Origin of the sequence: Leptotrichia sp. oral taxon 223 (assembly GCF_013394795.1) — a bacterium.
GTDB lineage: Bacteria > Fusobacteriota > Fusobacteriia > Fusobacteriales > Leptotrichiaceae > Leptotrichia.
This window is the reverse complement of sequence record NZ_JABXYU010000001.1, coordinates 528,684-540,598: the sequence shown is the minus strand read 5'-3', so window position 1 is coordinate 540,598 and position 11,915 is coordinate 528,684. Positions and strand designations below refer to the sequence as shown.

Annotated in this window: 14 protein-coding genes; all 14 read left to right on the top strand. The window is 29.8% G+C overall.

The features are described from left to right. Positions 1–64: 64 nt before the first annotated feature. The 14 genes from HW275_RS02590 (at position 65) to HW275_RS12330 (ending at position 11,915) form a co-directional block, all read left to right on the top strand. Positions 65–721: a DNA alkylation repair protein gene (locus HW275_RS02590; RefSeq protein ID WP_178934885.1), complete on the top strand. Its 657-nt coding sequence runs from the start codon at positions 65–67 to the stop codon at positions 719–721. A gap of 226 nt (positions 722–947) precedes the next feature. Then, positions 948–1,403 (top strand): FxLYD domain-containing protein, encoded by a 456-nt coding sequence (locus tag HW275_RS02585; RefSeq protein WP_178934883.1) that lies wholly within the window; start codon positions 948–950, stop codon positions 1,401–1,403. Positions 1,404–1,615: 212 nt separating this feature from the next. Then, positions 1,616–2,626, top strand: coding sequence for a ketol-acid reductoisomerase (ilvC, locus tag HW275_RS02580; RefSeq protein WP_178934881.1), 1,011 nt, complete (start codon positions 1,616–1,618; stop codon positions 2,624–2,626). A 262-nt stretch (positions 2,627–2,888) separates the two neighbouring features. Beyond that, positions 2,889–3,563 (top strand): HAD family phosphatase, encoded by a 675-nt coding sequence (locus HW275_RS02575; protein WP_178934879.1) that lies wholly within the window; start codon positions 2,889–2,891, stop codon positions 3,561–3,563. Between the two features lie 237 nt (positions 3,564–3,800). After that, positions 3,801–5,099, top strand: coding sequence for an adenylosuccinate synthase (locus HW275_RS02570; RefSeq protein WP_178934877.1), 1,299 nt, complete (start codon positions 3,801–3,803; stop codon positions 5,097–5,099). Between the two features lie 22 nt (positions 5,100–5,121). Continuing rightward, positions 5,122–6,408, top strand: coding sequence for a lipopolysaccharide assembly protein LapB (locus HW275_RS02565; protein WP_178934875.1), 1,287 nt, complete (start codon positions 5,122–5,124; stop codon positions 6,406–6,408). Positions 6,409–6,449: 41 nt separating this feature from the next. Next, entirely contained in the window at positions 6,450–7,133 is a 684-nt protein-coding gene (locus HW275_RS02560; protein WP_178934873.1) for a tetratricopeptide repeat protein, read from the top strand. Positions 7,134–7,165: 32 nt separating this feature from the next. Next, entirely contained in the window at positions 7,166–7,366 is a 201-nt protein-coding gene (locus tag HW275_RS02555; protein WP_178934871.1) for a hypothetical protein, read from the top strand. 22 nt (positions 7,367–7,388) lie between these two features. After that, on the top strand, positions 7,389–8,831 hold the full coding sequence (gene purB / locus HW275_RS02550) for an adenylosuccinate lyase (RefSeq protein WP_178934868.1): 1,443 nt from the start codon (positions 7,389–7,391) through the stop codon (positions 8,829–8,831). Further along, positions 8,831–9,691 carry a GIY-YIG nuclease family protein gene (locus HW275_RS02545; RefSeq protein ID WP_178934866.1) on the top strand — a complete coding sequence of 287 codons (861 nt, stop codon included), beginning with the start codon at positions 8,831–8,833 and terminating at the stop codon, positions 9,689–9,691. Before purB ends, HW275_RS02545 begins: the two co-directional genes overlap by 1 nt. Before the next feature lie 38 nt (positions 9,692–9,729). Then, positions 9,730–10,227, top strand: coding sequence for a very short patch repair endonuclease (locus tag HW275_RS02540; protein ID WP_178934864.1), 498 nt, complete (start codon positions 9,730–9,732; stop codon positions 10,225–10,227). Between the two features lie 85 nt (positions 10,228–10,312). After that, complete coding sequence (locus tag HW275_RS02535) at positions 10,313–11,308, top strand: YiiG family protein (RefSeq protein WP_146996250.1); 996 nt, start codon at positions 10,313–10,315, stop codon at positions 11,306–11,308. Between the two features lie 148 nt (positions 11,309–11,456). Next, a complete protein-coding gene (locus HW275_RS02530) occupies positions 11,457–11,639 on the top strand; it encodes a hypothetical protein (RefSeq protein WP_178934862.1) in 183 nt (60 codons plus the stop codon). A gap of 36 nt (positions 11,640–11,675) precedes the next feature. Further along, complete coding sequence (locus tag HW275_RS12330; RefSeq protein ID WP_255459989.1) at positions 11,676–11,915, top strand: type I restriction-modification system subunit M N-terminal domain-containing protein; 240 nt, start codon at positions 11,676–11,678, stop codon at positions 11,913–11,915.

Here is an 11,915-nt window from a genome sequence, read left to right as displayed (position 1 = left end):
AAATTTAGAATTTTGTAATTAATAGAAATTAATGTTTTTAATAAAATGAAAAAAGAGGAAACTTATGGATTTTAATAAACTTTATGAAGAAATGATTCAGCATAAAAATGAAGAACAGGCTCAAAAAATGTCAAAATATATGCTCAATAAATTTGAACATATTGGAATTAAGACACCGGAAAGACGCGAAATATTTAAAAATTTTTTCAAGGAATACAAAAATGAAGAAAAAATTGACTGGGAATTTGTAAATAAATGCTGGGAAAATGAGTACAGAGAATTTCAGTATGTTGCAGCTGATTATTTGAAAAATATGAAGGACAAATTGACGATAGATGATATTCCGAAGTTTAAACGGTTAATCTTGGAAAAGTCGTGGTGGGATACGATAGATAATTTAGATATGACAATAGGAGCTTTGGCATTGAAGGATTCAAATGTGAATAAAATATTGCTGGAATGGAGTCTTGATGAAAATATTTGGCTTAGAAGAATTGCCATTGATCATCAGCTTTTGAGAAAAGAAAAAACAAATACTGAATTACTGGAAAAGATTTTAAAGAATAATCTCGGGCAGGCTGAATTTTTTATCAATAAGGCGATAGGTTGGGCATTGAGAGATTATAGCAAGACTAATCCTGAGTGGGTAAAAAATTTTATTAAGGAAAATAGAGAGAATATGGCAAAATTAAGCATTAGAGAAGCCAGTAAATATTTGTAAGTTTTAAAGCAAAAAATATTTATAAAAAAATAGAAATATATAATTTTAATGTTAGAATACTTAAAATATGCGAGCATTACAATAAAATATTTTATGATTAAATACAGATAGTTGAATTATGCTACTAAAATTGAAATTTATTTAATTTTTTTAGATAAAAATGAATAGGACAAATATAATTTTACGGTATTGTAAGCATAAAAAATATTGAAAGGATTTACAAATTATGAAAAAAATAGTAATGATAATGGGAACGGCTTTAATTCTTTCATCTTGCGGAGTTGTTGGAGCGGCAGGAAGTATTGCTGGTGGAACGATTAAAGCGGCTGGAACTGTTACAGGAGCAGTAATTAAGACAACTGGAAATATTATCGGCGGGATAATTGGCGGAAATGATGGAGAAATTAATGCAAAAGGTGTTAAGTATAAATTTTCTAAGGCGAAAGTTGAAAATGATGGGAATACGACAATTGTAACAGGAGTTTTGACAAATAGTGGAAGCAGAAAGGAAAATGTTACTATTGAAATCCCTTGCTTTGACAAAAAAGGAACAAAAGTCGGAGATGCTGTAGACAGCACTGATTCCATTGACAAAAATAAAAAATGGGAGTTTAGGGCTGTTCTAAATTCGGGAGATGTAAAGGCGTGTAAAGTGAAGGATGCGTATGTAAATGCTCAGTAAAAATTTTTCCTTTTTTTGATAATAACATATTATTGATAATATATTAAAAATTATTAAATAGAAAATAAAATTTTATAATCTATTTTTCGATTTATATAAAAAGGCAAATGATTCAAAGATATATGAAATATATCGTTGCATTAAAAAGAAATATTTGCAAATATTTTTAAAAAGTGTATAATATATACATATAAAATTTAGGAGGATAAAAAATGGCAGGAAATATTTTAGGAACAACAGTTTATTATGATGCTGACTGTGATTTGAGTAAATTGGAAGGTAAAAAAATTACTGTATTAGGGTATGGTTCGCAAGGGCATGCACACTCTCTAAATTTAAGAGAAGGTGGATTTGATGTAACTGTTGGACTTAGAAAAGGTTCAAAATCTTGGGATGAAGCTACTGAAGCAGGATTTACAGTAAAAGAAACTGCAGACGCTGTAAAAGGTGCGGATATAGTTATGATTTTGATTCCAGATGAAATTCAGGCTGATGTATATGCGGCTGATATTGCACCAAACTTGAAAGAAGGGGCTTACATCGCATTTGGACACGGATTTAACATTCATTTCAAAAAAATTGTTCCAAGAAAAGATATAAGCGTATTCATGGTTGCACCAAAAGGGCCTGGACACTTGGTAAGAAGAACGTTCCAAGAAGGAAGCGGAGTACCTTGTCTAGTAGCCGTGTACCAAGATGCTAAGGGAGATACAATGGAAATTGCTAAAGCGTGGGCATCAGCTATTGGCGGAGGAAGATCGGGAATTCTTGAAACTACATTCAAGCAAGAAACAGAAACAGATTTATTTGGTGAACAGGCTGTACTATGTGGTGGAGTAGTAGAACTTATGAAAGTAGGATTTGAAGTGTTGACAGAAGCTGGATACGATCCTGTAAATGCTTACTTTGAATGCCTGCACGAAATGAAGCTTATCGTAGACTTGATTTACGAAGGTGGACTGGCAACAATGAGAAATTCAATTTCAAACACTGCTGAATATGGAGATTACATCACAGGGCCAAAAATCATTACAAAAGAAACAAAAGAAGCTATGAAACAAATATTAGCTGACATCCAATCAGGAAAATTCGCAAATGACTTCCTGGCTGACTCAAAAGCGGGACAACCATTCTTAAAAGAAAAAAGAGCAGAATTTGCAAATCATCCAGTAGAAAAAGTTGGGGCTGAATTAAGAAAACTTATGCCTTGGATTAAAAAATAAAAATGATTTTTAAAAACGAAATAGAAAATAAAAGTACAACTTAGAATTTTAGCAGTCTTTCAAATAAGGCTGCTATATTTTTAGTGAATATTTTTTTTAATTTATATTAAAAGATATTGAATAAATTTAAAGTTTGAATTAAATAGCTATAATTTTTGAAATCAGTTTTACAGAGTTACAAATTTTGAGAATTTGAAAAAAAGAAAAAGAATTAAAGTTTTAGATAGAGATAAAAAAATATTATTAGACAAGGAGTAAATCAATGGGGAAAAAATTTTTTGATGAAATAGAGTTATTTTTGTTTGATATGGACGGCTTGCTGTTCGATACAGAAACTATTTATGTGGAATATGGACGTGAAGTGGCTAAAGAAAAGGGCTATACAATAACAAAGGACATTGTGGAAAAAACAACAGGTGTTACAAATGACAAAGCAAGAATGTTATTCAAGGAAGCACTAGGACAAGATTTCCCGTATGATGAAATGATGGGGACGGTTAAAAATTATATACTGGAAAAAGCTCTAAAAGGTGAAGTTCCACTAAAACTTGGTGCATTGGAATTGCTTGAATTTTTGAAGAAGAATAATAAACAGATGATTTTAGCAACTTCATCGGATTTACATCTGGCAGAAGCATTAACAGAAGGAAAGGATGTAAAAAAATATTTTTCCCATTTGATAACTGCGGAAGATGTCGTTCACGGTAAACCCAATCCGGAAGTATTTTTAATAAGTGCCAAAAAAGCTGGAGTATCTCCTGAAAAAACAGTCGTATTTGAAGATTCGTTCAACGGAATAAGGGCAGCGCACGCAGCTGGGGCATTTCCGATTATGGTGCCGGATAAGTTAAAACCAACTGAGGAAATTGAAAAGCTGGTTTATAAGAGATTTAATAATTTATTAGAAGTACTTGACTACTTTAAGGGAAAGAAATAAACGCTAAAAAGTAAATGGAAATTGATTAATAGAAGTTATTTTGGAAAAATAAGATAACTTCTATTTTTTTGTAAAAATTCTTTTCTCATAAAAGTTTCAAATTAATTGAAAAAAACTAATAAATATAGTAAAATAAATAGTAAAAGATAAAATTTCAGTAAGGTAGATTTTTTAAGTTTTTACGGTTCAGTTTTTAAAGAGAATAAGAAAATTCTAAAAATTTGGGAGGAATGGAATATGGGAAATAATACTTTTGTGATTGTGGGAACGCAGTGGGGAGATGAAGGAAAAGGTAAAATAATCGATGTACTGTCTCCAAAAGCAGATTATGTAGTTAGGTTTCAAGGTGGGAATAATGCTGGGCATACGGTTGTTGTAAATGATGAGAAGTTTATTTTGCATCTGCTGCCGTCTGGAATTATTAATTCAGCTGGAAAATGTATAATTGGGGCTGGGGTTGTTGTTGATATTGAGGTACTGCTACAGGAAATAGATGAGCTGGAAAAAAGAGGGAAAAAACTGGATAATCTTTACATTGACGAAAGAGCCCATATTATAATGCCTTATCATATTGAAATTGACAAAGCGAAAGAAGAAGCTATGGGAGAAAACAAAATTGGGACTACTCAAAGAGGAATTGGGCCTTGCTACATTGACAAAATCGCAAGAAATGGGATTAGAATCGGAGATTTGCTGGAGCCTGAAAGATTTAAGGATAAACTTACTTGGAACGTAAATGAAAAAAATGATATGCTGGTTAGATATGGTAAAGGAACTTTTGATTTGGAAAAACTTTACGAAAAATTTATGAAACTTTCTGAAAAAATCAAATTTAGAATAATTGATGCGGTTGTGGAAATTAACGAAGGGATTGAAGCTGGAAAAGTGGTGCTTTTTGAAGGAGCACAAGCGTTAATGCTTGACATCGACTACGGAACTTACCCTTACGTAACTTCATCATCACCAACATCTGGAGGAGTAACAGTTGGAACTGGGGTTGCACCGACAAAAATCTCAAGAGTGTTAGGAGTTATGAAAGCCTACACAACAAGAGTTGGAGAAGGACCTTTCCCTACAGAATTGGAAAATGAAGATGGAGAAACTTTAAGAAAAGTTGGACACGAATTTGGTGCGACAACTGGGCGTCCTAGACGATGTGGATGGCTTGACTTGGTAATTGGGAAATATGCAGTGTTAATTGATGGCTTGACAGACATTGTATTGACAAAATTAGATGTGTTGACTGGATTTGAAAAAATTAAAGTTGCAGTTGGTTATGAAATTGATGGAAAAGTTTGTTATTCATATCCTGGAAACTTGAGAAAATCTAAAGACTTGAAAATAATTTATGAAGAATTGGACGGATGGAATGAAGATATTACTCAAATAAAAAATTACAAAGATTTGCCAGAAAATTGTAAAAAATATGTTGAATATATTGAAAAGAAATTAAAATGTCGTGTTTCAATGATTTCGGTGGGGCCTGAAAGAAGTCAGAATATTTATAGATATGATTTGGGAGAGTTTGTGAAGTAATTTTTGAAAGTTGGAGGAAATTATGAAAAAAATACTATTCTTTATTAGTGTATTATTTTTATCCTGCTTTGCTATGGCTCAAAATGGCGATGAAGAAGCGGAACGAGCAAGGGAACTTTTTTATCAAAAAGATTTTAAAAATGCTGAAAAACTTTATTTATCTGCAATAGATAAAGGAAATTTAATAGCTTTAAATGATTTGGGAAATTTATATTATTTAAAGAGAGATTATTCAGAAGCCAAAAAATATTTTCAAAAATCAATAGATAAAGGTGGAACAGTTGCTTTATTTAATTTAGCTGAAGTTTATAGAATTGAAAAAAATTTTTCCCAAGCTGAAAAATATTATTTGTTAGCAATAAGCAAAGGAGAAACACAATCATACAATAATTTGGCACTTCTTTATTCTGAAAATGGAAAAATTGAAAAAGCAATAGAAACTTATTTAAAAGCTGGAGAAAATGGAGATATTAAAGGATATTATAATTTAGCCAATTTATATTTTTATGAGCCTAAATATAAAAATTTAAAAAAGGCAGAAAAATATTATTTAAAAGGAGAAGAACAAAATCATCAAAATTCTATAAGAATGTTAGGGTTTGTTTATCAGGAATTAAAAGATTATAAGAAAGCTAAGGAGTATTATCTGAAGGCTTTAAGAAATAATGAGAATGATGGGATTCTTGTAAATTTAGGTTTAGTTTACAATGAATTAGGAGAAACAAAAAAAGCAGAGGAAACCCATTTAAAAGCCATTGAAAAAGGATATATTGGAAGTATGTATAATTTGGCAAGTTTTTATAAAAAAAATGGAAAAATTGAAGAGGCTAAAAAATGGTATAAAAAAGCTTTGGAAAATGGAATAGAATCTGCAAGAGAAGACTTAGAAGAATTGGAAGGGGAAAAAGCAAGTAAATCTCAAGATAATGTAAATTCTTCTATTCTTTTTGATACAATTACTTTAAAATTAGTCGGACAAGGATTATCAAAAACTGATGGAAATAAAATAGAATTGGAATATGAGAATTTTAAAGCGACTGGAAAAAATAAAAAAGTATACACAGAAAAAGATTTTCAAGTAAATGGTAAAAAGCCAAAAATTATGATAAGTAAAATAGTTTCTACCAAAATGATAAGAAATTTTATTGAAAGTGATGAAGAAATACACGTAATTGGACTTTTAGACGAAACTAATGAAAGAGAGAAAGGAATTAGATATAAGCCGTTTGATGTTAAATTTACTGAAAATCAAGATTGGGTAAAGAAAATTTATTTTAAAGATGGAGTAATTTATATTTGGGATAATTAATTTTTTAATTTTATAATCTTTTGTCAAGAAAGGAATGAGAAATGAAAAAAGTTTTAATTTCAATCGTATTTTTAATTTCAATAAATGTATTTGCAGATATTAATAGTGAAATAAAAAATTTGAAGCAACTTAAAGTAGATAATGAATTTATTGAAGGATATAAAAAGGCAGTAAATGAATTTTCTTCTACGAAAAAATTATCTGACAAATATATGGCAGAATATCTTAATATCGGTATGATTTATTTGAAAAATTCAAAATACGATGAAGCAATAGAGCTGTATAATAGAATTTTAAAGAGTAATTTAAAAAATGTAAGTACTAATTATTGGGCTTATTATGGAATTTCATCTGCGTATTTTTACAAAAAGGATTTTAAAAATTCATTTGAATATGGGAAAAAAGCAATAGAAATGGATATTAAGCAGAAAAAAGAATTACCATTCATTCCAAAAGATGAAATGGAAGATTATAGGAGAAGAAATTTAGCAGAAAGAACTTTTTTATCAGGGTACTCACAAGAAAAATATGAAGAAATATTAAATATATTTTTAGAAACAATCAAAGACGAAAATTATAAAAATGTTATTTCAAAAGATGAGGTAATAATAAAAACGTTAGTGAGTGCAACGATGCAAATCAGGAAAAAAGATGAAAAACTTTCTGATAAGTATTTGAAAGAATTAGAAAAATTAAAAATTTTTAAAGTTGTCAAAGTTGATTAAAAAAGTAAAATTTGTGTATATGAAGGAGAATTATGAATAAAATGTTAATTATATCATTTTTAGTTTTAGGAATTTTATCATATTCTTCTGAATTTCAAATAATAACATGTTGTGAAAATTGTTATCATAAAAACTCAAAAATAAAAAATAAAAATTATGATTGGGATAAATTAGGGACTGAATTTAATTGGGATTTAGGTTCAGAGTATAAATTTATAGAGAAAGGTAAGTAAGATTAAGTAGGAGGAATTAAAAATGGCAGATATGAGTATATATTCAAATCCGTTGGCGGAAAGATATTCTAGTAAGGAGATGTTACACATTTTTTCGCCTGAGTTTAAGTTTAGAACTTGGAGAAAATTGTGGATAAATTTGGCTGAGGCTGAGAAGGAACTGGGGCTTGATTTTATTACAGATGAGCAGATTGCAGAACTTAAAAAATTTAAGGATGATGTGGATTTTGAAGTCGCGGCAAAATTTGAGAAAAAATTAAGACACGATGTGATGGCTCATGTGCATACTTATGGGGAACAGGCGAAAAATGCGAGAAAAATTATTCACTTGGGAGCGACAAGTGCGTATGTTGGGGATAATACTGATTTGATTCAAATTAAGGAAGGGCTTTTAGTCATTAGAAAAAGGATGCTTGTCTTAATTGAAAAAATGAGAGATTTTGCATTGGAATATAAAGATTTGCCAACTTTAGGATTTACACATTTCCAAGCAGCACAGCTTACAACTGTTGGAAAAAGGGCGACATTGTGGCTTCATTCTTTGCTTCTTGATTTTGAGGAATTGGAATTTAGATTAGAGCACTTGAGATTTAGAGGAGTTAAAGGGACTACTGGGACTCAGGCTAGTTTTAAAGACTTATTCGAAGGAGATTTTGAAAAAGTAAAGCAACTAGATGAACTGGTTACGAAAAAAGCTGGATTTGATAAAAAACAAGGCGTTTCAGGGCAAACTTACGATAGAAAAGTGGACGCACAAATTTTGAATTTATTGTCAAATATTGCTCAATCTTCACATAAATTTACAAATGATTTTAGATTGCTACAACATTTGAAAGAATTGGAAGAACCGTTTGAAAAAAATCAAATTGGTTCAAGTGCGATGGCTTACAAGAGAAATCCGATGAGAAGTGAAAGAATTTCATCACTTGCTAAATACGTAATTTCAAGCTCACAAACAGGTGCGTTAGTTTTTGCAACACAATGGTTTGAAAGAACGCTAGACGATTCGGCAAGTAAAAGACTTTCAATTCCACAGGCATTTTTAGCAGTGGATGCAATTTTAATTATTTGGCTTAACATTATGGATGGAGTTGTTGTTTATCCAAAAGTAATTGAAACAAACATCCAGAGAGAGCTACCTTTTATGGCAACTGAAAACATCATTATGGAATCAGTAAAAAAAGGGATGGATAGACAAGAAGTTCATGAAATCATAAGAGAACTTTCGATGGAAGAAACAAAGGAAATTAAATTGAATGGGAAGCCTAACAGATTAATTGACAGAATTATAAAAGACGGCAGATTAGGACTTAAAGCAGAAGATATGGAAGGAATCTTGGTTTCTGCTAATTATACTGGATTTGCTGGGCAGCAGACTGAGGATTTTGTGAAAAATGAGATTAATCCGATTTTAGATAGATATAAGGATGAGATTGTGGAGGATAGGGAGGAATTGAGGGTTTAATGAAAAAAAGAGGAAAAAATATAAATGTATTTCTTATGGATGGTGATTCTAATGGAAGAATAAAATGTACTTTATCAAATTGGACAGGAGTAGCATATAAAATTCCAAGAATTGAATTAGAGAAATGCAAGGATAGAAAAGAATTAAAACAAAGTGGTGTATATTTTTTATTTGGTGTATCTGATGACAATGAAGATTTTGTTTACATAGGAAAAGCAGGTTCGAGAAATAATGGAGAAGGTATTTTAGATAGGCTTCAAGAACATAATAGAAATATAAAAAATGAAGAATGGAAAGAATATTGGAGAGAAGCAGTTGTTTTTACTACTTCAAATCATTCTTTTGGGCAAACAGAAATAGGATATTTGGAACATCATTTTTATGAGTTGGCTAAAAAATCTAAAAGGTATGCTACTAAAAATTCAAATTCAACTAATCCTGGGAACATTACCGAAGAAAAAGAAAGTGAATTAGAGGAATATATAGATTATGCAAAAATAATAATAGGTGTATTAGGGTATAAAGTATTTAAACCATTAAATGAGATTGAAATTAATAATCATAATTATGAAAAAGAAATTCTTTATTTGAAAAATTCAAAAGTAGAAGCAAAATGTATACAAAGTTCAGAAGGTTTTGTTCTTTTAAAAGGAAGTAAGATAAGTAAAGAAATAAAAAATTCTCTAAGTTCAAATTTAATTAAACTTAGAGAAAAAGTAAAAAATAATATTTTAGAAAAAGATATGTTATTTCCTAGTATTAGTTCTGCAGCAAAATTTGTTTTGGGTTATAGTATAAATGGTTGGGATGTATGGAAAAATGAAGAAGGAAAAACGTTTAAAGAAATAAATAATTCATAAAAAATTTGAAAATAATAAAAGCTCATTAGGAATAAAAAATGAAAAAGAAAAAACCTCTTACAAGAAGCCAGAACATGGCAAGAATAAAATCTAAAAACACTAAGCCTGAGATTTATATTCGGAAATTGCTTTATAAAATGGGATATAGATACAGGGTTAATTATTCACAGCTTCCAGGAACGCCTGATATTTTTATTTTGAAATATAATACTGCGATATTTGTGAATGGATGCTTTTGGCATAGGCATAAGGATTGTAAAATTGCTACTTTTCCTAAGACACATAAGGAATTTTGGAAAGAGAAGTTTAGGAGGAATGTGGAGCGGGATGTTGAGGTTCGTGAGAAACTTTTTGAGCTGGATATTAGCGTTATTACGATTTGGGAATGTGAAGTTAATAAAATGCGACAGAATGAAGAATACAGAAATAAATATCTGAAAATTTTGAAAGATAGGATTGAGAGGATTTTTAATTATGAGGAAGAGGATATTTCAGTGCAGATGGAAATTGCAGAGAAAAGTACACCTTACAAATAATAAATTTTATAATTATTAAAAATTAAAATATAAAAATTTTTGATTTTTTTAGAAAAAATAAATTAAAGAAAGAGAGTTGATAAGAATGAAAAAAACAAAAGTATTAGTAACGTTATTGATGCTGTTACTTGTAATTTCGTGTGGAAAAAAAGGAAATGGTAAGGATAAAGGGCCTGACTTAAAAAATATTGGGGGAACAAATAAGAAAGTTAATGAAGTTGAAAAATATAATTTGTATATTGAAATTTATAATAAATTGCATAGCTTTGAGAAGACAGCTAATTCTTATTTTAAAGAAGTTGGGGCAGAAGCTCAATTTAAAAAGCCAGATGGAAGTGTAGATGCAGATTTTTACGATGTTAAGAATATTATAACAGAATTGGAAAAAGCAATACCGGCAAAACCTAAAATGGCAGAACTTGACAAGGCTTCGGAAAATTTACTTGCAGTATTTAAAGAATTGAAACCATTAGCAGATGATATGAATTCTTATTATTCTGGAAAAGACTATACAAGTGACAATTACAAGAAAGCTCAGGAATTTCATACAAAATTTTTAGAAATTCTAAAAAAATATGATGTAGCAGTTTTGGCATTTAGAACAGAAATGGATAAAAAAATAGTTGAGCAAAGGGAAAAGGAAGCTAAGCAACTGCAAAAAGAAGGAAGAGCAATTGCGTATAACAGAATGATGATTTTGAGCGTGGGAGAAGAAGTGCTAAATGAAATTAGCAGACAAAAATTAACTGGGGCAAATGTAGTTTCTGGAGATGCTGGCAAATTTAAGGGTTTACAGGAAAAATTGATTAATGTGGTAGCAGAATTTAATAAATCTGTAAAAGATGAAAAACAAATGAAAAAAGAAGGTTATAAAGATTATCAGTTAAGCAGTTTTATAGATGAAGCTGACGGGTTTAAAGCAAGTCTGGCTAGTCTTGTGGAAAGAATTGAAGCAAAAAAACCAATATCTGAATTTTCATTAAGAGATCAGTTCTTCTTGGAAAATGAAACAGGGTCGCCAGAAAACGTTATCAAATCATTTAACGAGCTTGTAAAAGAATACAATAGTATGAATAAGTAATAATGTTTGTATAAAGCTATACTATTTTAAAATTTAGTATAGTTTTTATATTTTTTAAATGTATTTAAATTGCTTTTATATAAAAAAAGTCGGGTTTGATGGCAATTAAAAGAAGAGTTAAAAAAATTAAAGGAAGGAAACAAGGTAATTGTTTCGGAACACGCAATGCTACGTTACATTAGAAAGAGTTCTGGGGATTGATTTGAAAGAAATTGAGAACCGTATTTTGACTGATGAAATAAAGGAGCAGTATAAAATAGTTGGAAGTGGGAGATTTTCCATTAATGATGAATTTAGGACATTGATAAGGGTAATATTGTTGTTACGATAACAGATAATGATAATAAAAAAATAGAGAGGAAAAAATATGATAATAACAGGAGAACTGAAAAATAAAATTGATAAAATATGGGAAATATTTTGGACAGGAGGAATAACAAATCCTTTGTCTGTAATAGAACAGTTTACATATTTGATATTTATAAAATTATTGGATGATAAGCAATTAAGAGCTGAAAGAGATGCGGTTCTTTTAGGAATAGAGCCTAAAAAATTTTTTAATGAAGAACAGCAAAACCTTAGATGGAGTAATTTTAAAGAATTATAA

Excerpts from the sequence above, each read along its gene's own strand:
- HW275_RS02590 (WP_178934885.1), top strand. The coding sequence starts at position 65 with ATGGATTTTAATAAACTTTATGAAGAAATGATTCAGCATAAAAATGAA.
- HW275_RS02585 (WP_178934883.1), top strand. The coding sequence starts at position 948 with ATGAAAAAAATAGTAATGATAATGGGAACGGCTTTAATTCTTTCATCT.
- ilvC (WP_178934881.1), top strand. The coding sequence starts at position 1,616 with ATGGCAGGAAATATTTTAGGAACAACAGTTTATTATGATGCTGACTGT.
- HW275_RS02575 (WP_178934879.1), top strand. The coding sequence starts at position 2,889 with ATGGGGAAAAAATTTTTTGATGAAATAGAGTTATTTTTGTTTGATATG.
- HW275_RS02570 (WP_178934877.1), top strand. The coding sequence starts at position 3,801 with ATGGGAAATAATACTTTTGTGATTGTGGGAACGCAGTGGGGAGATGAA.
- HW275_RS02565 (WP_178934875.1), top strand. The coding sequence starts at position 5,122 with ATGAAAAAAATACTATTCTTTATTAGTGTATTATTTTTATCCTGCTTT.
- HW275_RS02560 (WP_178934873.1), top strand. The coding sequence starts at position 6,450 with ATGAAAAAAGTTTTAATTTCAATCGTATTTTTAATTTCAATAAATGTA.
- HW275_RS02555 (WP_178934871.1), top strand. The coding sequence starts at position 7,166 with ATGAATAAAATGTTAATTATATCATTTTTAGTTTTAGGAATTTTATCA.
- purB (WP_178934868.1), top strand. The coding sequence starts at position 7,389 with ATGGCAGATATGAGTATATATTCAAATCCGTTGGCGGAAAGATATTCT.
- HW275_RS02545 (WP_178934866.1), top strand. The coding sequence starts at position 8,831 with ATGAAAAAAAGAGGAAAAAATATAAATGTATTTCTTATGGATGGTGAT.
- HW275_RS02540 (WP_178934864.1), top strand. The coding sequence starts at position 9,730 with ATGAAAAAGAAAAAACCTCTTACAAGAAGCCAGAACATGGCAAGAATA.
- HW275_RS02535 (WP_146996250.1), top strand. The coding sequence starts at position 10,313 with ATGAAAAAAACAAAAGTATTAGTAACGTTATTGATGCTGTTACTTGTA.
- HW275_RS12330 (WP_255459989.1), top strand. The coding sequence starts at position 11,676 with ATGATAATAACAGGAGAACTGAAAAATAAAATTGATAAAATATGGGAA.